Raw genomic sequence first — 19,770 nt, 5'->3', positions numbered from 1 at the left:
CACGCCGGTCGCAGTCATGCAGATGTCACGCGCCTGTCATAGGGGAGATCCGACACCTTCACAGATGTAGAGAGTAGAGTCAGGACGTGAGATGGCCGGCAAGTCGCTTTCAATTGAACCAACCGTTGACCCTTCGGCCAAGCTCCAGGACGTGACGCTTGGCGCCTATTGTGAGGTCGGCGCCCGCACCATCCTGCAGGAGGTGACGATGGGCGACTACTCCTATGTGGTCAACGATTCCCAGATCACCTACACGACGATCGGGAAGTTCTGTTCGATCGCGGCGATGACCCGGATCAATCCGGGCAACCACCCGATGCAGCGGGCGACGCAGGCCCATTTCACCTATCGCGCCAGCGCCTATTTTCCAGGAGAGCCCGACGATGTGGAGTTCTTCGCCTGGCGGAGAGAGCATCATGTCCAGATCGGACACGATGTCTGGATCGGCCATGGCGCGATCGTGCTGCCGGGCCGCAACATCGGCACCGGCGCGGTCGTGGCGGCCGGAGCCATCGTGACCAAGGACGTTCCGGCCTATACCATCGTCGCCGGCAATCCGGCGCGGCCGATCAAGCGCCGGTTTCCGCGCGAGGTCGAGCAGCGGCTGCTGGATCTGGCGTGGTGGGATTGGAATCACGAGGCGCTGCGCGCGGCGCTGCCGGATTTCCGCAAGCTCGCGATCACTGCGTTTCTCGACAAATACGAAGCTGCCCTCGACGCGCGCGTCGCGGTGCGGCAGAGTGCCGCCCCATGACCGATATCTCCATCTCGCGGGGCCGCTGCCTCGTCGATACCGACCTCGTAGACACTTCCTTGATCATATCCGGCGGCGTGATCGCAGGCATCGGGACACCGGGACGCCGGTCGGGTCTCGAACTCGATGCGGAGGGACTCACCGTGCTCCCCGGCATCGTCGACATCCACGGCGATGCGTTCGAGCGCCAGATGATGCCGCGCGCCGGGGTCGACTTCCCGACCGACGTCGCGCTGATCGACAGCGACCGCCAGGCCATCAGCAATGGCATCACCACGGTCTTTCACGCGACGACCTGGTCATGGGAGCCGGGCCTGCGCAGCGCCGACAATGCGCGGCGCCTGCTCGAATCGATCGAAGCGCTGCGCCCGCGGCTCGCGGCCGACACGCGCTTCCATCTGCGCCACGAGACCTTCAATCTCGACGATGAGGAGGAGATCGGCCGGTGGCTCGCCGACCGGCGCGTTGACCTGTTCGCCTTCAACGATCACATGGATTCGACGGTGGCGAGTCTGGACAAGCCGCACAAGCGCCAGCGCATGGTCGACCGCACCGGCCTGCCCGGCGCTGAGTTCGACCGGTTGGTCGCGCGCATCGCCGCTCGCGCCGATGCCGTTCCGGCCTCGATCGCGCGGCTGGCCGAGATCGCACGCAAGGCTGGTGTCCGCATGCTGTCGCACGACGACGACAGCCCGGCCATGCGCAAGGCGTTTCGCAGCCAGGGAGTGACCATTGCAGAATTTCCGGTCAACGAGGAGACTGCACGCGAGGCCGCTCAAGGGGGCGACGCGATCGTATTCGGCGCGCCCAACGTCGTCCGTGGCGGCAGCCATACCGGGTGGACGAAGGCCAGCGACATGATCGCCAAGGGCCTCTGCTCGGTGCTGGCCTCCGACTACTACTATCCCGCGCCGCTGCTGGCAGCGTACCGGCTTGCTGCCGACGGCGTTCTTCCGCTGGTGCGCGCCTGGGATCTGATCTCGGGCGGCCCTGCACGCGCAGCCGGGCTGGCGGACCGCGGCGTGCTCGCCGAGGGCCGCCGCGCCGATATCATTCTGGTCGACGACCGCATGCCTTTGCGCCCCCGCGTCGTCGCTGTGATCGCGTCCGGCCGGCTGGTCTATCTCACCGAGATGGACCGGCTGAACGCCCGGCCGGCGCGTGCCATGGCGGCGGAGTAGCGAACCATGGCCAATTTTCCGCGCTATGCGATCTACTATGCTCCACCAGCGACAGCCGACCTGGCGGAATTCGGCGCGAGCCTGCTCGGTTACGACGCGTGGAGCGGCGATGACCGCAGCTTTCCGAGCGAGATCGTCCGCGCGGTTCCAGACTGGGCTGAGCTGACCGCAGACCCGCGCAAATACGGCTTTCACGCGACCTTGAAGGCTCCGTTCGAGCTGGCGGATGCGGAGAGCGAAGCCGCGCTCTGCGCCGCTTGTGCTGAGTTCGCGGCCACGCCGCGAGCCGTCCCGGCCATCCGTCCGATCGTGGACGCGATCAGCGGATTCATCGCGATGATCCCTGGCGAGCTGTCCCCCATCCTGCAGCAGTTCGCGGCCGATTGTGTCCAGGCCTTCGAGCCGTTTCGCGCACCGATGACCGCCGACGACCGTGCTCGGCGCAAGCCGGATCTGCTGACACCACGGCAGCGCGATCATCTCGATCGTTGGGGTTATCCCTATGTCATGGAGGATTTCCGCTTCCACATGACGCTGACCTGCCGGCTGTCCGACGAACGGCGCCGGCCGATCCTGACGATGCTGCAGGAGAGATTCGCGGTACTGTCACTGACAGAGCTCCGGATCGACAGGATTGTGTTGTTCCGCCAGCCCAATGCCCACCAGCGTTTCCGCATCATCGGAGACTGGCCGCTCATGGCCATCCAAGGCAGCTAGCGAGCGCGGCTGAGGTCGCGAGAAATCATTGTCGATCGATCGACAGGCTCGCGCTTGAATTTGATGCCGAGACAGTTTCGCTCATGGTGATGAAAATCTGCGAGGAGACTATGGTCAGATCATCGCGCAGCAAGGCGAAATAACAGACGCGATCTGCTGAAAAGCTGACAACACTGTGCGCTGTGCCACACCTTGCATCGTGCCGCGCCGTGATCTGCCGACGGCTTGTCGCCTTGCTGCCGCTTCAGGAGTCGCCGTGGTCAAACGTGCATCGCTACTAAGGCGATAATGTCAATTTTGCCACTTCGGCCGCACAAAGAAATTGCACGTCGGCCGCCGTCGAGACCGTCAACACGAGGTCGCATGGCACTCCGACTCAGCGGGACATCAACCTCCTTTTGCCGTGGCGACGACGCGCGCGCTCCAGCTGTCGTCGCTCGATGTCCGATCGCAATGTCACGAAGCCGACGCTCTAAGCCAGCTCCATCCACAAGCTCCCCATCGCCACGACCTCGCACTTGCAGCATGTTGCCGCCAAGTGTCGGGTTTTCGACAATCCACTGCTACTAAAAACGAATGGCATATCGCTTGCAATGCACAATGAGCCTCGCTATTGCAGCGCAATAATTTTCTTGGAGTGCCCCAATGCTCGGAATCGGAAGCAAGCTGCCATCGTTTGAAATCGTCGGCGTGAAACCCGGCTTTCATCTTCAGGAAGAGAAGGGCGAGAGCGCCTTCGAGACCCTGACCGAGACCAGCTTCCCCGGAAAATGGAAGATCATCTTCTTCTATCCGAAGGACTTCACCTTCGTCTGCCCGACCGAGATCGCCGAGTTCGCGCGCCTTGCGAAGGATTTCGCGGATCGTGACGCCGTCGTGCTCGGCGGCTCGACCGACAACGAGTTCTGCAAGCTGGCTTGGCGGCGCGACCACAAGGATCTGCACAAGCTGCCGATCTGGCAATTCGCCGACACCAAGGGCGCATTGGTCGACGGCCTCGGCGTCCGCTCGCCCGACGGCGTCGCCTACCGCTACACCTTCATCGTCGATCCCGACAACACGATCCAGCACGTCTATGCGACCAACCTGAATGTCGGCCGCGCTCCGAAGGACACGCTGCGCGTGCTCGACGCGCTGCAGACCGACGAGCTCTGCCCGTGCAACCGCGAAGTCGGCGGCGAGACCCTGAAGGTCGCCTGATCATGTCGATCGAGCAACTGAAGGACCAGATCCCGGACTTCGCCAAGGACATCAGGCTCAACCTGTCGTCAATGGCCTCCGACGAGACGCTGTCGCCGCAGGCCAAATATGGCCTGTTCGTCGCGTGCGCGATTGCGACTCGCAATCCGAGCGTCGTGGCGGCGTTGGAATCGGTTGCGGCCGCGCAGCTGTCGCCCGCCGCTCTGGCGGCGGCGAAATCGGCCGCCGCGATCATGGCCATGAACAACGTCTACTACCGCTTCGTGCACCTTGCCTCGAACAAGGAGTACGCGACGATGCCGGCCCGGCTGCGGATGAACGTCATCGCCAACCCCGGCATCGACAAGGCCGATTTCGAGCTGTGGTCGCTCGCGGTGTCCGCCATCAACGGCTGCGGCACCTGCATCGATTCGCACGAGAAGGTCCTGCAGGACGCGGGCGTGCCCGCGGCCACGATCCAGACCGCCGTACGCTTTGCCGCCATCATCCAGTCGGTTGCCGTTGCGATCGAAGCCGCTTGTGTGTCCGTCGCGTTGGCGGCGGAATAAAAATCGATCGGATATGTGAATGCGGCCGGCATTGTCCGGCCGCATTTGTTTTTCGCCCTTTCTCGCCTGAGTTGCAGAGTTTCGCGGCGCGCCTGCAACTCCTCGGTCCGCTAAGCCCCTGACCTCGCGGCAAAGTCGAGATGACTGCGGCATCCTGATACTCCAGCCGATCTTTCCGCAAAGCGCAGAACTCGGCCTCGGTCTCGCGCATCGCGAGCAATCACCGATGCGGCGCGCCGGGAAATTTCCATCAAATAGCCTTACCTACTCACCCTTCCCGACAAGAACATTGATCAGCTTAGGGACCAAGCAACATCGATTGTGACCAGGGCGCGCGAAAACGATGGCGTGCATGTCGGAAGGAAACCGGACCTGTCGGTCTCGACGGAAGCGTTGATGCAATGTCCCCGATGTCGCATCATGCGCGCTTCGGTTGGACCGCGCGCGCCCGACGTCCTGAAGCTATCTCCCACGACACGTTCGTCGGAGACAGGAGGCTAGTGATGAGTGCTCCAGATCAGAACGATCCGGCGAAACCAGCGCCGCCCTGGGCGAACGAAGAGCTCCGCAGATATGCGCCGCGCCGCCGCCAGACGGAGGCCGGCCCGACGGCATTCGATCCGCCCGCCGACGGCGTCCCCCTGCCGCATCATCTGGTGTCCCGGCCAAGCTTCCTGCCGGCGCGGCCAGCGGCCCTTGACCTCGACGATGAGGAGGTGCACCGCGCCTGGAGCGCGAAGCTCGATCCCGTGGTGATGCCCCTGCCGCCGGAGGATCCGGACAAATCGTTGCGGCTGGGCAGCATCATCAAGATCGGCGCCGCCGTCGGCATCGCGGCCTCCATCGCCCTGATGGTGGTCAACATGGTCTCCTTCGAGAACGGCGGGCCGACGCCGGGCGGCAAGAGCCCGATCATGCCGACCGCCGTGCTGGAAAGCCTGGCCCAGATCGATCCCGCGGAAGCCAAGGTCGCCCAGGAAGACCCGCCGCAGACGGTCGCCGCGCTCGCGGCTCCCAGCAGTACAGAACTGACGATGCGGCCATGGCCCTCGGCGCCCACGTCGCCTGCGCCGGCCGCGGCAGCACCGACGGTCTCGCCCCCCTCCCCTGCGCTCCCGATGGCCTCGCCTCGCCCGACCGTTCCGTTGCCGCGAGACGAGGTCGATGCCCTGATGAAGCGCGGACGCGACCTGCTCGCCGCGGGCGACGTCGCCAGCGCGCGCCTGATCCTGACGCGGCTTTCCGACGCCGGGATTGCGGACGCCTCCCTCCTGCTCGCGCGCACCTATGACCCGGCCGAACTGACGAAATCGCGGTTGCTCGGTGCCGTTCCCGACGCAGCCAAGGCGCGCGCCTGGTATCTCAGGGCTGCGGAGCAAGGATCGCCGGAAGCCAGCCGACGCATCTCGGCTGCGCGCTAACGCATAAATCTCGGAGCGCTCGAGACGCGCCCCCGACCGCTCCCTGCGAGACGGTCGGCCGCGATCTGCTGCGCCCGAGAACCAAATATCGATGGGAGGACTGATGATGAACGGCATCCATGCTGCAGTTCGCGCCTGCTTGGCCGCCAGATGGAGCCGACGTCGCAGACCACGGGATGCAAAGAACAGCCCCCCTCGAGCAGCCGCATGCCTCGCGCTGGCTCTGTCCGCTCCGCTGGCGCTGACCGGACATCAAGCGGTCGCCGCGGACAACGAGATTCGCATCGGCAACACTATGCCCTACAGCGGCCCGGCTCTCGCCTATGGCGTCATCGGCAAGACGATCGCGGCCTACTTCAACAAGATCAATGCCGAAGGCGGCATTAACGGCCGGCGCGTCAACTTCATTTCCTACGACGACGGCTATGCGCCGCAGAAGACGGTCGAGATGACCCGCAAGCTCGTCGAGGAGGACAATGTCCTCCTGATGTTCGCCAGCCTGGGCACGGCTCCCAACCTGGCGGTCCGCCCTTATCTCAACGCCAACAAAGTTCCGCAATTGTTCGTGGCATCCGGCTCCTCGCAATGGGACCAGCCCCACGACTTTCCGTGGACCATGGGCTTTCAGCCGAGCTACCAGGCCGAGGCGCACGTCTATGCCCAGTACCTGCTGGAGACCCACAGCCGCGGCAAGATCGCGCTTCTCTATCAGGACGATGATTTCGGCAAGGATTACGTCAAGGGGTTGAAGGACGGCCTGGGTGGCAAGCTTCCGATCGTCGCAGAAGCGACCTACAAGGTGACGGACGCCAACGTCAATCAGCAGATCGCCACGTTGAAGGCATCCGGCGCCGACATCTTCTTCGACGTGACCACGCCCAAGTTCGCCGTGATGGCGATCCGCCGCGCGGCCGAGCTCGGCTGGCGTCCGGACCACATCATCTCGACGGTCTCGGAATCGGTCTCCGCCGTGATGCAGCCGGCCGGCCTGCAGAATGCCGAAGGCATCTTGTCCGCGGGCTATTACTACGAGGGCGAGGAGGCCGCGGCTGCGGGCGATCCATCCTACCGCGAATGGTCCGCCTTCATGGACCGCTATTTGCCCGACGTACCGAGAAGCAATGGTCTTGCGACCTTCGGCTACCTCGCGGCAAACGCGATGGTCGCAGTGCTGCGGAGTTGCGGCGACGACCTGTCGCGCGACAATATCATGAAGCAGGCGGCATCCCTGAAGAGCCTCAAATTGCCGATGCTGACGCCCGGCATCACCGTCAACACCAGCACCCATGATCACGCGCCGCTGGAGCAGATGCAGATGATGCAGTTCACCGGCGGCAAGTGGCAGCGCTTCGGTCCGGTCCGGAGCGGTATCGATCCCGGCAGCGTCAGCGATTCCTTCAAGACCATCTTCCGTTACGGCACGGCGAAGCGCGATCTGGCCAACCAGCTGAATGCCAATACCGTCACGCTGATGACCGGCTCATTCGGCAGCACCTACGCCAACATGGGCGCGGACCTCGCATCCGCGCTCGACAAGGGAACGGAGCTGCGCATCCTTCCCGTGATCGGCCGCGGCTCGGTGCAATCGGTCGCCGACATCCTGCTGCTGCGCGGCGTCGACGCCGGCATCATCCGCAAGGACACCCTGGCCTTTCTCGAGCGCAAGGACTTCGCCAACAATATCCGCGAACAACTGGTCTATGTCGCCAAGCTGTTCAACGAGGAGATGCACGTGCTGGCGCCGAGATCGATCGCCAGCCTGAACGAGCTCGACGGCAAGACCATCGCCGTCGACCTGCCCGACGGCGGCACCTTCGTCACCTCGATCAACGTGTTCGAGCGCCTCGGGATCAGGCCGCATCTGCTCTATATCGAGCCGCGGCTGGCGCTGGACATGCTGCGCAAGGGCGACATCGACGCGATCATCACGGTCGAGGGCAAGCCGGTGCAATGGCTGAGCCAGGTCAGCGATCCCAATCTGCATCTCGTGCCCGTCGACTACGACAAGGCTCTGCACGACGACTATCTGCCGGCGCAATTGTCCGCCGAGGACTATCCGAACCTCGTCGGCGCCTCGGCGTCGGTGAACACGATCGCGGCCGAGGCCGTGCTGGCGTCGTTCAACTGGCCGGCCGGCAGCGACCGTCACCGCCGGCTGTCTCTGCTCGTCGAGGCCTTCTTCAGCAACATGCAGGCGCTGCAACGGCCGCCATACCACCCGAAATGGCAGGAGGTGGCGCCGCTGGCTCCGATCGCGGGCTGGACAAGATTCAAGACGGCACAGGACTGGCTCGATCGCAATACACCGCCCGCCCAGATGCTGGGGGCGAATGCACAGGCCAACGATCTGCAGGCGAGCGGCGTTTCGGCCGATCCCCGGCTGTTCCGTGAATTCATGGAATGGCGAGCCAACCGCCAGAAGCGCGCCACTCCGCGGCACCCACAGTAGGCGGGTCGCGCGGTCAAGCCGTGGCCGAGGCAGGGCTGATCCGCACCTGCACGTCGCAGGGACGCGCGAGATAGGGCGCCGAGGTGACCAGCACGTCTGCCCCCGCCGCAGCATAGGCAGCGGCGTTCTGCGCATTCACGCCACCCGCGGCCGCAATGATCGGCCGCCGCGGCAGCGCCGCGCTGATGGCGATTCGCTCCGTCAGCGCAGCGATGTCGGCAGGCGAAAATTTCTCGGCCTGGATGACGTCGAAGCCGGCCACGGCGGCGGCGACGGCCTGCTCGACCGTGGTGACCTCGATCACGAGCCGCTTCTCCGGCGCACTCCGCCGCAACCGCTCGGCGACATCGGCAAGCGGCGCATCGCCGAGAAACGCCCGGTGTTCCGGAAACACCAGCACCGTCTCCGACAGGCCGAGCCGATGCATCACCGCGCCACCCGCCTTCACCGCGGCAACGGCGAACGGCTTGGCTCCGGGGACGCTCTTGCGCGTGCAGGCGACCGCAATGCCAGGCTTGATCGCGCGCGCCACGCCGACGATCGCAGCCGCCCCGGTGGCGACGCCGGACCAGATCTCGATGAGCGTCTGCGCCACCTTCCAGCTCCGCAACAGGCCAGCCGCCGCGCCCTCTGCACGGAGGATCGGGGCCCCCTCCTCCAGCACCGTTCCGCTGCCGGCAAACAGTTCGACATGGCAGCCCGTGAGCTCGATCAAGGCCGCCGCATCCTCGGCCAGGGCCAATACCATGCGGTCGCGCGCAGCGAAGTGCATCAGGCCCGGCTCGGCGCCGATCCCTAGCGTCTCCGTCGTCAGGTCGCCATAGGGGACATCGTCGCGGAGCAGCGCTTCCAGATCATGGTGCGTAGCGGTGGTCGGCGCGCGCGACATCTGCTCTTTCTCCACAGGCTGCATTCTCTATATAAACCCTGGTCGCCGCCCGCCCCCGATCGCCAGGCCCCGTATGATCCCGCACGATCTTCCTACTTCCGCTGAGCCCAATCAGCCCCGTCTCGCCGCCATTCTCTACGGACCGGGCGACGATGCCGATGCCTTGCTGGACGCCTTTGCCCAGGAGCTGCTGCAACGGGGCGTCCGCGTCGGCGGCATCGTTCAGCGCAATACGAGAGACGAAGTCGGCAAGAAAAGCGGAATGGACGTGATCGATCTCGCCAATGGCGACACGATCTCGATCTGTCAGGACCTCGGCACCGGATCGACCGCCTGCAAGCTCGACACTGCAGGCCTTGCCGAAGCCGGCATGGCCGTTCACCGCGCCATCGCGGCCCACGCCGACCTCATCGTAATCAACAAGTTCTCCAAGCAGGAGGCCTCGGGAAGCGGGTTGCGTGGCGAGCTGGCCGACGCAATCACGTCGGGGATTCCGGTGCTAACGGCCGTGCCGCAGAAATGCATCGACGACTGGCGGACCTTTGCGGGCGACTTCGGCACGCTGCTGCAGCCGTCACGTTCCGCGATGGAAACCTGGTGGCTCGACCTGCGCGCGCGCCACGCGTCGACCGGCTGATCGGCGCAGCGATTCGGCACCACGTTCCTATTTTCCGATCATCACATCCGACGACTTGATGACGGCGGAGACGCTGTCGCCGACGGCAAGCGCGAGCTCCTCCACCGCCTCGTTGGTGATCGCCGAGAAGACCGTGAGTCCAGGGGCGAGCTCCACCTTGACGTGGGCCGTGGTCGCGCCCTTCTCAACAGAGATGATTTTTCCCGGCAAGACGTTTCGTGCACTCAGCTTCACGTGCTGTTCCTCATCCATTGCAGCGTCGTTGCTGCAACGAGATGTAAACAGAAAGCCCGACCGAACTCAATGACCTATATCAGTCACGATATAGCATTGACGACCGGCGGCACGTTTGTCGCATTTGCGACAGCACGCCGCCCCGGGGGCGCTCTCAGGCGGCCGGACATCAGCCGAACTTGAACAGCACCCCGTAGCCACCGCGCGGATAGCTCCACTCGATATCGCCGCTGGCCTCGCCGATGACCCGGCAGGTGCCGCATTCGATGCAGCCGTCCACCGTGATCTCGACCTGGCCCTTGTCGTTGAGCTCGTAGCAACGTGCCGGGCAGGCCTTGAGAAGCGCCTTTAACTGCGGCGTCGGCGTCGTATGCGGACGGACCTTGATATGGGCCCGGCCGGGATCGACCTGATAGCGATTGTAGAACAGCTTGTCTTCGACCCTGACTGCGACGTCCGTGCTCATGTCTGATCTCCCTCGCCTAAGCTGTTTCGTTCATTCACCAATCATCGCCACGCCCGAGCAAACCTGAAGGCGTCGCCGAACAGGCCGGTCCATGACCTTGCATTCACGAAGGAGCGCACGGTGCTGCTCTCCTTCTCCTTCTTCGGTGTCCCGTCGACGCGCACGAAGTTCTGCATCGCCTTGGAGACGAGCTGCGGATAGGTCAGGAAGAAGTTCTGCGACTGGTTGTGCAGCAGCGCCGGCATGTCCTTGTATTTCTTCAGATCCTTGATGACGAAGGAGTCCTCCAGCATCTTCTTGTAAAGTGAGAGGTTCTCCTTGGTCATCGGATCGCGGCGCGACTTGACCTGGAAGATCGCCTCAGCCGCGATGCGTCCGGAAGTCATCGCGAGATTGGAGCCCTCGCGGTGAACAGCATTGTTGAGCTGGGCGGCATCGCCGACCACGACCCAGCCATCGCCGCAGAGCTGCGGGATCGCATTATAGCCGCCCTCGGGAATCAGGTGCGCCGAGTACTCCTTGACCTCAGACCCCTCGATCAGCGGCGCCACCGACGGATGCTGCTTGAACCGCTCGAGCAGGCCGTATGGCGTCTCGCCGGTCTTCTGGAAGTCGGAGACGAGGCAGCCGATGCCGAGCGAAATGCACTCCTTGTTGGAATAGATGAAGCCCATGCCGGTCATGCCGCGGGAAATCGTGCCGACGGCCTCGATGACGGCGCCTTCGTCGCCCTTCAGGTTGAAGCGCGCCTCGATCGTCTCGCGCGGCAGGAAGTGCATCTCCTTCACAGCCAGCGCGACGTTCTCCGGCTTCGGCCGCTCACGCAGGCCGGCGCGAGTCCCGAGCAGGCCGTTGACCCCTTCCGCGAGCACGACCACGTCGGCATGGATCTCGCCATCGCGCCGGTCGGTCTTGACGCCGATCACCTTGCCATAGGCATCCTGCGCCAGCTCGGTCACGGTCGTCTCGCACAGCACGGTGGCGCCGGCTTCCTTGACCTTGGACGAGAACCATTTGTCGAACTGGGCACGGATGATCGTGTAACGGTTCGGCTTCTCCTCATTGAAGTCGTCCGACTTGTAGTGCAGGCCGACATGCGACTTGTCGTCGAGCATCCAGAAGCGCTGCTCGACCAGATGCCGCTCCAGCGGTGCTTCCTCGCGGAAGTCCGGAATCAGCTTCTCCAGCATGTCGGCGTAGAGGATCGCGCCCTGCACGTTCTTCGAGCCGGAATACTCGCCGCGCTCGAGTTGCAGCACCTTCATGCCGCGCTTGGCCATGGTCAGCGCAGCAGCATTGCCGGCCATACCGGCCCCCACGACGATCGCGTCGAACCGTTCCTCGATCATTGCCCTGCTCCCTCTCTGGTGCCTAGCTCGCGATGCGGTCGCGCGAATGCGGCGACAGACGTGCGCGGAATGCCTCGGTGAGCGCCGGCAGCAGCCGGATCGCATCGGTGACGATGCCGACATGCGCGAAGTCGAAGATCGGCGCGTTCTTGTCGGTGTTGATGGCAACGATCAGGTCGGCGCCCTCGACACCGACCCGATGCTGGATCGCGCCGGAGATGCCTGCGGCGATGTAGAGCTTGGGCCGGATGGTCTTGCCGGTCTGGCCTATCTGCCGATCGGAGGTCACCCAACCCTTCTGCACCAGCGGCCGCGAGCAGCCGAATTCGGCGCCGAGCACCGAAGCGAGCCCCTTGACGAGCTGGAAGTTCTCCGGCGAGCCAAGCCCGAGCCCGCCGGCCACGACGATGTCGGCATAGGCAAGATTGGACTTGGCCGAATCGCGATCCGGAATGAAGGACAGCACCTTGGTGACGATATCCTCTTCCACGAGACCGAGCTTGTGCTCGATGATGCGGCTCGCGGGCTTCTCGACGCGGTCCGGCATCGGCATCACGCGCGGGCGGACGGTCGCCATCTGTGGCCGATAGTTCAGCGTGTAGATCGTGCAGAGCAGCGAGCCGCCGAAGGTTGGCCGCGTCGCGGCCAGGGAGCCGTCGGCATCGACGTCGAGCTCGGTGCAGTCGGCGGTCAGACCGGTGAGCAGCGTCGTCGCGACGGAGCCCGCGAGGTCGCGGCCGAGCGTGGTGGCGCCGAGCAGCAGGATCTCAGGCTTGAAGGTGTTGACGACGTCGGTCAGCGCCTTGGTGTAGGCTTCGTTGCGATAGTCGGTGAGAACGCCGTCCGCGACGATGTAGGCGAGATCGGCGCCATAGCAGAACGACTCCGCGGCAGCGTGCTGCACGGCTTCTCCGGGAGGCCCGATCACGACGGCCGCGAGATCGACCTTCAGCTTGTCGGCAAGCTTGCGTCCGGCGCCCATCAGTTCCCAGGACACCGGGTGAACCTGCCCGCGCTCCTGCTCGATGAATACCCAGACGTGCTTGTAGGCCTTGAAATGCTCCGGCAGCTCCTTCTTGGTCGCGGCGCGACCGGCTGCGGCGGGCGGTGCTTTGGTGGGTTCGCTCATGATCGTCGTCCCTTGGTCCGTCAAAAGCCGTATGGATCAGAAGCCGTGCGCTGACGTCGTCAGTTCGGCTTCGAGCTTCGGCTGCCGCTTGAACAATTCCTCGATCAGGGCGTCGGCCGGCGCGCGACTCGAGAAGTCAACCATGGTTGCCTTCTCCGCCCGGGCCGACGGCGCGAAGACCCGCTTCACGATGGTCGGCGAGCCCTTCAGGCCGCACTTCGAGATGTCCTCGACGCCGGCGTCCTTGGCGCTCCAGGTGACGATCTGCGCGCGCGCTGCACGGAGCGCATCGGCCATGGCGCCGCGGCGGATCTCGTTGGTCGCCTCCAGCATCGTCACCAGGCACGGCAGCTTGGTCTTCAGCACCTGAACACCACCCTCGGAGCGACGCTCGGCTTCGATCGTGCGCGCCACCGGATCGACCTCGCTGATCTTCGCCACATAGGTGAGTTGCAGCAGGCCCAGCCGCTTGGCGATGCCCGGGCCGACCTGCGCGGTGTCGCCGTCGATCGTCTGCTTGCCGGTGAACACGATGTCGGGCGCGCCAAAGGTCTCGCTGACCTTGCGAATGGCTGTCGCCAGCGCATAGGTGGTCGCCAGCGTATCGGCGCCGGCGAAGAAGCGATCGGTCAGCAGCACGGCGCGGTCGGCCCCGTAGGTCAGCGCTCTGCGCAGCGAGTCCTCGGCGGACGGCGGTCCCATGGTCAGCACGGTCACTTCACCGCCGAACTTGTCGCGCAGTTGCAGCGCCGCCTCGAGCGCGAACAGGTCGTAGGGGTTGATGATGGTCGGCACACCCTGGCGCATGATAGTGTTGGTCACCGGATGAACGCGGATCTGCGCGGAGTCCGGAACCTGCTTGATGCAGACGACGATATGCATGCGATCACTCCGGTGTGTAGGTCTGCGATCAGGACAGCAATTGTCGTACCAGTTTCGGCCGCAATGATTATCGGCACGGATTCAACACCTTGGCGCATGAACCTGATCTCTGTTGCTGAGAACTCGCCGCCAAGGCCCGACACGTCGCAAGCAACACGCGTCGGGAATGCGACAGGAACTTGAAAGCGCACGGCTCGCCTGAAAGCAGAAGCGCCGCCAGTCGTGCTGGCGGCGCTCGTAGGAGTGATCCTCAGTTCGTCCGTTACTTGAGCGTCGTCAGTGACACGAACGGCTTTGGAGCCGGTTTCGGCGGCGCCACCGCCTCCTTGAGCACCTTGAACACCCGCTGATCGAGCGGCGTGGAGACGAGGAAGTCCTGATAGGCCTGCTCCAGGAACGACTTGCAGCGGGCTGCGACATCCTCGTTGGAAACGTCGGAGAAGTCCTCGCTGACGAGATACTGCCCCATTCGCCGGAGGATATGCAGCCGGCAGACGTTGAGCACCTTGGGATCGTAGTCGACACCGAGCAGCTTGAAGAACTCCTCGGCGGCAGAGGTCTTCTTCAGTTCGTCCAGAACGTTCGGCGATGCCGCAGTCATTGCTTTGCTCCTTGGCTCAAAATCGGATCAACCTCGCAGAAAGAGGTCGGCGCCGGAAGCGGCGGTCCCTGGCGCATCTTTTGCCTGATGTGAGCGAGCTGCGCTTCGAGGAATTCGATCCGGTCCAGCATCACGGAAAGTGCCTCACCGACCGGATCAGGCATCAAATGATGATCCAGGTCGATGCGTCCGACGGTTCGACGATGGGTGAACTCCGGCCGCACCACCTTGGCGGGGATGCCGACCACGGTGACATCGGGCGGCGTGCTCTGAATGACGACGGAGTTGGCACCGACGCGGGTGCGCGGTCCGATCGTGATCGGTCCGAGGATCTTGGCGCCGGCGCCGACGACGACGCCGCTTTCCAGCGTCGGATGCCGCTTGCCCGGCGACCACGACGTGCCACCCAGGGTGACGCCATGATAGAGCGTGACGTCGTCGCCGACCTCTGCCGTCTCGCCGATCACGACGCAGGCGCCGTGGTCGATGAAGAAGCGGCGCCCGATCTCCGCGCCCGGGTGGATATCGACATTCGACAGGAAACGTCCGAGCCACGACAACAAGCGTGCCGGAAAACGCCAGCCGCGAATCCACAGCCGATGCGCCAGGCGGTGCCAGATCAGCGCGTGAATGCCGGGATAGGTCAGCAGCGTCTCGATTTCGCTGCGCGCCGCCGGATCGCGCGAGCGGACGCACGCAATGTCCTCGCGGATCAGGCGGAGCAGCGAGGGCCGGCTCAGCTCGGCGACGATCGGCTTTGCAATGGGTGTGTCGACGATGTCGCTCATGATCAGGCAAAGCTCGCCAGCGGGTGATCGCAGACTTCGCGCCAGATGGCCGCAACGGCCTCTTTCGGCACTGGCCCCTTGTGAGTGACGGCATGCCTGCGCACGCGCGCCAGGATGCGCTGGGCCTGGTCGACGCTCGCCGGCAGGCGTAGATCCGACAGCAGCGAGGTGATCGCCGACAGCCCGGAATGCTTCCCGATCACGATCCGGTTGGAGCGGCCGAACAGTCCCGGATCGAGGGCCTGATAGGTGCGCTGATCCTTCAGCAGCCCGTCGACGTGAATGCCGGATTCATGGGTGAAGACGTGCTCGCCGACAATGGCCTTGTTGAGTGGAATGGCGCGCGCCGCGGCGGCCGCCACGACATTGGCGACGTGATCGAGTTCGGCCAGCACGATGCCGGTCTCGCGCCGGTAGAGCTGCCGCAGCGCGACCGCGACCTCCTCCAGCGGAGCATTTCCGGCGCGCTCGCCGAGGCCGATCACGGTGACCGATGCATGGGTCGCGCCCGCCTTGACCGCCGCCAGCGTGTTGGCGGTGGCAAGACCGAGATCATCATGGCCGTGAAACTCGATCTCCAGGTCCGTGGTCGCTCGCAAGGCGCCGACCAGCGCTGACGTCGCGTCGGGATCGAGCACGCTCAGGGTATCGGCGACGCGGAAGCGCCGGGCGCCGAGCGACTTCGCGGTCGCGATCACCTCGGCGAGAAAGCCGACATCGGCGCGCGACGAATCCTCACCGCCGACGGCAACGGCCAGTCCGCGGCTCCGCGCATAGCCGACCACGCGCTTGACCAGCTCCAACGCGGCGCTGCGGCTGCCGCCGAGCTTGGCAGCGATCTGCACATCGGATGTCGGGACGGAGACATTCACCATCGAGACGCCCGCCGCGATCGCCGCATCGACATCCGCCTCGCGCATCCGGCACCAGCCGATGATGGTCGCCGGCAGACCGGCCTCGACGATCGCCCTGATCGCAGCGATCTCGTCGGCCCCCATCGCCGGGGTGCCAGCCTCGATCTCGGGAACGCCGGCACGGGCAAGCGCACGGGCGATCGCGACCTTCTCTCCGAGGGCGAAGGCGACGCCCGGCGCCTGCTCGCCGTCGCGGAGCGTGGTATCGTTCAGGATGACCCGGGGCATCGGGCTCCCCGAGACCGTGCCCCCGCGGGCAGAGCCGGCCTCTCGGGCATTCCTGGGCCCGCGCTGTCCGGAGACGTCTTGCATTCACTCGCTCCGTCGCAACCTGTGTGCGGCCGCCAGAAGCACGACGCTCCATCACGGCCAGCAATTCACTCAGCAACGGCCATGCCACCGCCGGACCAGATGCCAATCAATTGAATTTACTATGCTTTTTCACTAACACGGATTGTCGGATTCGTAACAGGGTCGGGAATCAGACGTCGAGGTGAAGTGACTCGGTCGCCCAGCGCCAAGCCGCGGCGACCTGCGCTGCCGTCAGGCGTGGCGTCTGCGGCGCAGATGGATGACGATGTCAATCCGCTCCATGCGATAGCCCGGCAGCGGCTCCGGCAGCTGCTCGAACGCGACATGCTCGGGCACATCGACGAGCTCGCCTTCGTCCTCATAGAAGAAGTGCGGATGCACGGTCGTATTAGTGTCGAAGAACGATTTCGAGCCGTCCACGCCGATCTGCCGCAGTAGCCCGAGCTCCACGAACTGATTGAGCGTGTTGTAGATGGTGGCCTGCGAGATCTTCATGCCGGTGGCGACGGCGGCGCCATAGAGCGCATCGGCGGTGATGTGGCGGTCACCGCTGCCGAACAGAATCCGGCTCAGTTGCTGACGCTGCTGGGTGGGACGCAACCCGGCCCGACGCAGCGCATCCTCGCATCGACGCATCAGGATCTCGCCAGCTTCGCAGGTCCCTGCCTGGGGACAAGGTCCGCCGTCGGAGTTGCACGGGGATCGAAGCTGGCTGTCCATCAACATCGTCACGGTCCTCGAACTCACATCGCGGCGCCCGCCGCCTCCTGCAGCGCCACCTCGCGTCGCCGCTCGGCCATCCGGCTCTCGCCGCTCTCCTCGCCGAAACAGAGCGCGAAATCGTTGCACTGGGTGCAGACCGGCGTCGTGCACATGACGAAGCCGTCGTCCTCGCACAGCATGCGGTAGAAGAAGCGCTTCCAGCGCATGTTCCTGGTGTTGCGGCTTGCGAGCGGCGCGAAATGACGCGTCAGGAGCCGCGACAGCTCGGAGCGCTCGCGCAGGCCCAGGTCTTCCCAGAGATGGTTGGGCTCCATCGCGCGACGCGCCACCATGGCTGCGAGCCAGCGGCCGACCTCGCCGTCCGTGGAGCGCTGCGCGGCGAGCAGATCGCGCACCATCGCGATTTCGTCGTCGTCCGGCGCGGCCACGGCCCCGGTGATCGGCAGCCATGAGGAGTCGATCGAGGCTGCAGGAAACAGCTGCGCCAGCAGTGCGATCAGCTCGACGGTCGAAAGCCCGGCTCGCTCCGCCAGCGCGCCGTGCTCCATCGCGGAAACGGCGAGGATCGATGCGATGACGTGACGGTCGAAACCGATGTCGCTGTCGATCAGCGCATCGTCGGGATCGACGCCGGTCAGCAGGCGGTAGATCTGGCGGCCGTGGTGCCGCCTGTCCTCTTCGAAGGAGCCGTTGCGCGGCGACGGTTGCAGGCCAGCGGCAACGGACTCCGAGACGCCCACGATTGCGATGGTCATAGCGTGATCCCCTGCCGCCTGCCGGCGGGACATGCAATGAGGTACCGGCCTTCCGACGGGAGGAAGGCCGGTACCAAGACTGCTTAAGCCGTTGCGGCGAGATCGGCGGCAGTCTTTCCGATTTGGCTCTCGTCGACCGCCTTCATGATGCCGTGCTCCATCAGCATGTCTTCGAGCTCGTCCATCGTGATCGGGGTCGGGATGATACCCTTGCCGCCGTTGGCGTGGATCTTCTGCGCCAGCGAGCGATAGTGGCCGGCCTGAACCGAATCCGGCGCATATTCCAGAACGGTCATGCGGCGCAGCTCAGCGTGCTGCACGATGTTGTCGCGCGGCACGAAGTAGATCAGCTGGGTGCCGAGCTTCTTCGCCAGCGCCTCCGCCAGCTCCAGCTCCTTGTCGGTCTGGCGCTCGTTGCAGACCAGGCCGCCCAGGCGCACGCCGCCGGAGTTGGCATACTTCAGAATGCCCTTGGAGATGTTGTTGGCGGCATACATCGCCATCATCTCGCCGGACATCACGATGTAGATTTCCTGCGCCTTGTTCTCGCGGATCGGCATCGCGAAGCCGCCGCAGACCACGTCGCCGAGCACGTCGTAGGACACGTAGTCGATGTCCTCATAGGCGCCGTTCTCTTCCAGGAAGTTGATCGAGGTGATGACGCCGCGGCCGGCGCAGCCGACGCCCGGCTCCGGACCGCCGGACTCGACGCAGCGAATGTCGCGATAGCCGACCTTCATGACCTCTTCGATCTCGAGGTCCTCGACGCTGCCCGCGGCAGCGGCCAGACTCAGGATGGTGTCCTGCGCCTTGGCGTGCAGGATCAGGCGGGTCGAATCCGCCTTGGGATCGCAGCCGACGATCAGGATCCGGTGACCCATCTCGGCCAGCGCGGCCAGGGTATTTTGCGACGTCGTCGACTTGCCGATGCCGCCTTTGCCGTAGAATGCGATTTGTCGCAGTGATGACATTCTGCTCTCCATCAACCGATTGCCTATGTCGCGCCCGCTTGCAGCAGAGCGTGACCGCGTCCTCTTTGTGTCCGAACCGGCAGACGGGTTGTTGGGAAGGAGAGCATCGCTCGTCCGAAGCGTCGGCGTGCACTCAGCCCTCAACCATTGCCTGAGCGCAGTTTTGCAACCGCTGTGCCAGCACGCGCACAGCGCCAAAACGATCATGTTTCAAAGGAGATGCCGAGCAATCCGGACGCGATTGCGGCTTGTTGCAAACCCGACATCGGAATGCTTCGCAAGATGCGACGACACGCAGCCCTGTCTGAAACGACACAACGGCTGCGCCGTTTCAGCCGTGCAGGACCCGGAACGAGATTTGCTAGATCCCCTCCGCAGCCCTGCGGCACAGACGCTGACAACGTTGAGGAGGATGCAATGCAGATCGGAGTGGAAACGGCCAAGGCGGTGGACCAGCGGCGCGTGTTCGTGATCGATGACGACGAGATCACGCGCGCGGCCCTGCAGTTCATGTTGCACGATGAAATCGAGACACATGAATTGGCGACGCCAGAGGAGGCGTATGAGAAGGGCGTCGATTGGCTGGCACCGAACGTAGTGCTGCTCGGGGTTTCCTTCTTGAAGCAACGCGGCCCCGAGCTCGTCCGCGAAATCCTGGCGAAGTTCAAAGGCGTGCGGATTCTGATCGTGACCGCCAAGGCCGACGAGGCGATCGCGATCGAAGGTCTCAAGGCCGGCGCGCATGGCGCCGTGGTCAAGCCGCTTACGATCGAGTCGGTGCGCAAGAAGGTCGACACCATTCTCGGCCGCGCCGGCGGCGCGCAGCTGGTCCAGCTCGGCGGCGCCTGAC

Annotated in this window: 21 protein-coding genes; 9 read left to right on the top strand and 12 right to left on the bottom strand. The window is 64.6% G+C overall.

Features of this window, described 5'->3' with window-relative positions; translation table 11 throughout:
- Positions 1-91 precede the first annotated feature (91 nt).
- The 7 genes from QX070_RS31325 to QX070_RS31295 all read left to right on the top strand — a co-directional run bounded on the left by QX070_RS31325 (position 92) and on the right by QX070_RS31295 (position 8,270).
- Positions 92-754: a chloramphenicol acetyltransferase gene (locus QX070_RS31325; RefSeq protein WP_315741000.1), complete on the top strand. Its 663-nt coding sequence runs from the start codon at positions 92-94 to the stop codon at positions 752-754.
- Positions 751-1,935, top strand: a complete 1,185-nt coding sequence (locus tag QX070_RS31320; protein WP_315740999.1) for an alpha-D-ribose 1-methylphosphonate 5-triphosphate diphosphatase — start codon at positions 751-753, stop codon at positions 1,933-1,935. Before QX070_RS31325 ends, QX070_RS31320 begins: the two co-directional genes overlap by 4 nt.
- A gap of 6 nt (positions 1,936-1,941) precedes the next feature.
- Positions 1,942-2,652, top strand: a complete 711-nt coding sequence (locus QX070_RS31315; protein ID WP_315740998.1) for a DUF1045 domain-containing protein — start codon at positions 1,942-1,944, stop codon at positions 2,650-2,652.
- Between the two features lie 645 nt (positions 2,653-3,297).
- The gene (locus QX070_RS31310; protein ID WP_315713058.1) at positions 3,298-3,852 is read left to right on the top strand and encodes a peroxiredoxin; all 555 of its coding nucleotides are present in this window, start codon (positions 3,298-3,300) and stop codon (positions 3,850-3,852) included.
- 2 nt (positions 3,853-3,854) lie between these two features.
- Positions 3,855-4,400 carry a carboxymuconolactone decarboxylase family protein gene (locus QX070_RS31305; protein ID WP_315740997.1) on the top strand — a complete coding sequence of 182 codons (546 nt, stop codon included), beginning with the start codon at positions 3,855-3,857 and terminating at the stop codon, positions 4,398-4,400.
- 503 nt (positions 4,401-4,903) lie between these two features.
- On the top strand, positions 4,904-5,821 hold the full coding sequence (locus QX070_RS31300) for a sel1 repeat family protein (RefSeq protein WP_315740996.1): 918 nt from the start codon (positions 4,904-4,906) through the stop codon (positions 5,819-5,821).
- 103 nt (positions 5,822-5,924) lie between these two features.
- Positions 5,925-8,270 (top strand): ABC transporter substrate-binding protein, encoded by a 2,346-nt coding sequence (locus QX070_RS31295; RefSeq protein WP_315740995.1) that lies wholly within the window; start codon positions 5,925-5,927, stop codon positions 8,268-8,270.
- A 13-nt stretch (positions 8,271-8,283) separates the two neighbouring features.
- Here the strand turns inward: QX070_RS31295 and modD are convergent, their stop codons facing one another.
- The gene (gene modD / locus QX070_RS31290) at positions 8,284-9,159 is read right to left on the bottom strand and encodes a ModD protein (protein ID WP_315740994.1); all 876 of its coding nucleotides are present in this window, start codon (positions 9,157-9,159) and stop codon (positions 8,284-8,286) included.
- Between the two features lie 73 nt (positions 9,160-9,232).
- Between modD and QX070_RS31285 the strand changes: the two genes are divergently transcribed.
- Entirely contained in the window at positions 9,233-9,796 is a 564-nt protein-coding gene (locus QX070_RS31285; protein WP_315741027.1) for a DUF2478 domain-containing protein, read from the top strand.
- A 27-nt stretch (positions 9,797-9,823) separates the two neighbouring features.
- On the opposite strand, the gene QX070_RS31280 is transcribed toward QX070_RS31285, so the two are convergent.
- From QX070_RS31280 to nifH, 11 genes are all read right to left on the bottom strand, one after another.
- Entirely contained in the window at positions 9,824-10,030 is a 207-nt protein-coding gene (locus tag QX070_RS31280) for a molybdopterin-binding protein (RefSeq protein ID WP_315741026.1), read from the bottom strand.
- Between the two features lie 169 nt (positions 10,031-10,199).
- Positions 10,200-10,496 carry a ferredoxin family protein gene (locus QX070_RS31275; RefSeq protein ID WP_172112536.1) on the bottom strand — a complete coding sequence of 99 codons (297 nt, stop codon included), beginning with the start codon at positions 10,494-10,496 and terminating at the stop codon, positions 10,200-10,202.
- Between the two features lie 41 nt (positions 10,497-10,537).
- Positions 10,538-11,845, bottom strand: a complete 1,308-nt coding sequence (locus QX070_RS31270; protein ID WP_315740993.1) for an FAD-dependent monooxygenase — start codon at positions 11,843-11,845, stop codon at positions 10,538-10,540.
- Between the two features lie 22 nt (positions 11,846-11,867).
- Entirely contained in the window at positions 11,868-12,974 is a 1,107-nt protein-coding gene (locus QX070_RS31265) for an electron transfer flavoprotein subunit alpha/FixB family protein (protein ID WP_315740992.1), read from the bottom strand.
- A 36-nt stretch (positions 12,975-13,010) separates the two neighbouring features.
- Positions 13,011-13,856, bottom strand: a complete 846-nt coding sequence (locus QX070_RS31260) for an electron transfer flavoprotein subunit beta/FixA family protein (RefSeq protein ID WP_315740991.1) — start codon at positions 13,854-13,856, stop codon at positions 13,011-13,013.
- Between the two features lie 262 nt (positions 13,857-14,118).
- Positions 14,119-14,457, bottom strand: coding sequence for a nitrogenase stabilizing/protective protein NifW (gene nifW, locus QX070_RS31255; protein WP_315740990.1), 339 nt, complete (start codon positions 14,455-14,457; stop codon positions 14,119-14,121).
- Positions 14,454-15,245 carry a serine O-acetyltransferase gene (gene cysE / locus QX070_RS31250; protein ID WP_315740989.1) on the bottom strand — a complete coding sequence of 264 codons (792 nt, stop codon included), beginning with the start codon at positions 15,243-15,245 and terminating at the stop codon, positions 14,454-14,456. Before cysE ends, nifW begins: the two co-directional genes overlap by 4 nt.
- A 2-nt stretch (positions 15,246-15,247) precedes the next feature.
- Positions 15,248-16,387 (bottom strand): homocitrate synthase, encoded by a 1,140-nt coding sequence (gene nifV, locus QX070_RS31245; protein ID WP_315740988.1) that lies wholly within the window; start codon positions 16,385-16,387, stop codon positions 15,248-15,250.
- Positions 16,388-16,702: 315 nt separating this feature from the next.
- Positions 16,703-17,197 (bottom strand): Fur family transcriptional regulator Irr, encoded by a 495-nt coding sequence (gene irr, locus QX070_RS31240; protein WP_315740987.1) that lies wholly within the window; start codon positions 17,195-17,197, stop codon positions 16,703-16,705.
- A gap of 17 nt (positions 17,198-17,214) precedes the next feature.
- A complete protein-coding gene (locus QX070_RS31235) occupies positions 17,215-17,949 on the bottom strand; it encodes a nitrogen fixation protein NifQ (RefSeq protein WP_315740986.1) in 735 nt (244 codons plus the stop codon).
- 83 nt (positions 17,950-18,032) lie between these two features.
- Positions 18,033-18,920, bottom strand: coding sequence for a nitrogenase iron protein (nifH, locus tag QX070_RS31230; RefSeq protein WP_315740985.1), 888 nt, complete (start codon positions 18,918-18,920; stop codon positions 18,033-18,035).
- Between the two features lie 417 nt (positions 18,921-19,337).
- Between nifH and QX070_RS31225 the strand changes: the two genes are divergently transcribed.
- Complete coding sequence (locus QX070_RS31225) at positions 19,338-19,769, top strand: response regulator transcription factor (protein ID WP_315741025.1); 432 nt, start codon at positions 19,338-19,340, stop codon at positions 19,767-19,769.
- The last annotated feature ends 1 nt before the right edge of the window (position 19,770 follow it).

This window comes from Bradyrhizobium sp. SZCCHNR1093, from assembly GCF_032381175.1.
Classification (GTDB): domain Bacteria; phylum Pseudomonadota; class Alphaproteobacteria; order Rhizobiales; family Xanthobacteraceae; genus Bradyrhizobium.
This window is presented reverse-complemented; position numbering and strand designations above follow the sequence as displayed.

What these genes read in the sequence shown, in the direction of transcription:
- QX070_RS31270 (WP_315740993.1), bottom strand. Translation starts at nt 11,845, where the DNA reads ATGATCGAGGAACGGTTCGACGCGATCGTCGTGGGGGCCGGTATGGCC.
- QX070_RS31225 (WP_315741025.1), top strand. Translation starts at nt 19,338, where the DNA reads ATGCAGATCGGAGTGGAAACGGCCAAGGCGGTGGACCAGCGGCGCGTG.
- QX070_RS31325 (WP_315741000.1), top strand. Translation starts at nt 92, where the DNA reads ATGGCCGGCAAGTCGCTTTCAATTGAACCAACCGTTGACCCTTCGGCC.
- nifH (WP_315740985.1), bottom strand. Translation starts at nt 18,920, where the DNA reads ATGTCATCACTGCGACAAATCGCATTCTACGGCAAAGGCGGCATCGGC.
- QX070_RS31265 (WP_315740992.1), bottom strand. Translation starts at nt 12,974, where the DNA reads ATGAGCGAACCCACCAAAGCACCGCCCGCCGCAGCCGGTCGCGCCGCG.
- QX070_RS31235 (WP_315740986.1), bottom strand. Translation starts at nt 17,949, where the DNA reads ATGACCATCGCAATCGTGGGCGTCTCGGAGTCCGTTGCCGCTGGCCTG.
- QX070_RS31295 (WP_315740995.1), top strand. Translation starts at nt 5,925, where the DNA reads ATGATGAACGGCATCCATGCTGCAGTTCGCGCCTGCTTGGCCGCCAGA.
- irr (WP_315740987.1), bottom strand. Translation starts at nt 17,197, where the DNA reads ATGTTGATGGACAGCCAGCTTCGATCCCCGTGCAACTCCGACGGCGGA.
- nifW (WP_315740990.1), bottom strand. Translation starts at nt 14,457, where the DNA reads ATGACTGCGGCATCGCCGAACGTTCTGGACGAACTGAAGAAGACCTCT.
- QX070_RS31300 (WP_315740996.1), top strand. Translation starts at nt 4,904, where the DNA reads ATGAGTGCTCCAGATCAGAACGATCCGGCGAAACCAGCGCCGCCCTGG.
- QX070_RS31320 (WP_315740999.1), top strand. Translation starts at nt 751, where the DNA reads ATGACCGATATCTCCATCTCGCGGGGCCGCTGCCTCGTCGATACCGAC.
- QX070_RS31260 (WP_315740991.1), bottom strand. Translation starts at nt 13,856, where the DNA reads ATGCATATCGTCGTCTGCATCAAGCAGGTTCCGGACTCCGCGCAGATC.
- nifV (WP_315740988.1), bottom strand. Translation starts at nt 16,387, where the DNA reads ATGCCCCGGGTCATCCTGAACGATACCACGCTCCGCGACGGCGAGCAG.
- QX070_RS31285 (WP_315741027.1), top strand. Translation starts at nt 9,233, where the DNA reads ATGATCCCGCACGATCTTCCTACTTCCGCTGAGCCCAATCAGCCCCGT.
- QX070_RS31315 (WP_315740998.1), top strand. Translation starts at nt 1,942, where the DNA reads ATGGCCAATTTTCCGCGCTATGCGATCTACTATGCTCCACCAGCGACA.
- cysE (WP_315740989.1), bottom strand. Translation starts at nt 15,245, where the DNA reads ATGAGCGACATCGTCGACACACCCATTGCAAAGCCGATCGTCGCCGAG.
- QX070_RS31310 (WP_315713058.1), top strand. Translation starts at nt 3,298, where the DNA reads ATGCTCGGAATCGGAAGCAAGCTGCCATCGTTTGAAATCGTCGGCGTG.
- QX070_RS31305 (WP_315740997.1), top strand. Translation starts at nt 3,855, where the DNA reads ATGTCGATCGAGCAACTGAAGGACCAGATCCCGGACTTCGCCAAGGAC.
- QX070_RS31275 (WP_172112536.1), bottom strand. Translation starts at nt 10,496, where the DNA reads ATGAGCACGGACGTCGCAGTCAGGGTCGAAGACAAGCTGTTCTACAAT.
- modD (WP_315740994.1), bottom strand. Translation starts at nt 9,159, where the DNA reads ATGTCGCGCGCGCCGACCACCGCTACGCACCATGATCTGGAAGCGCTG.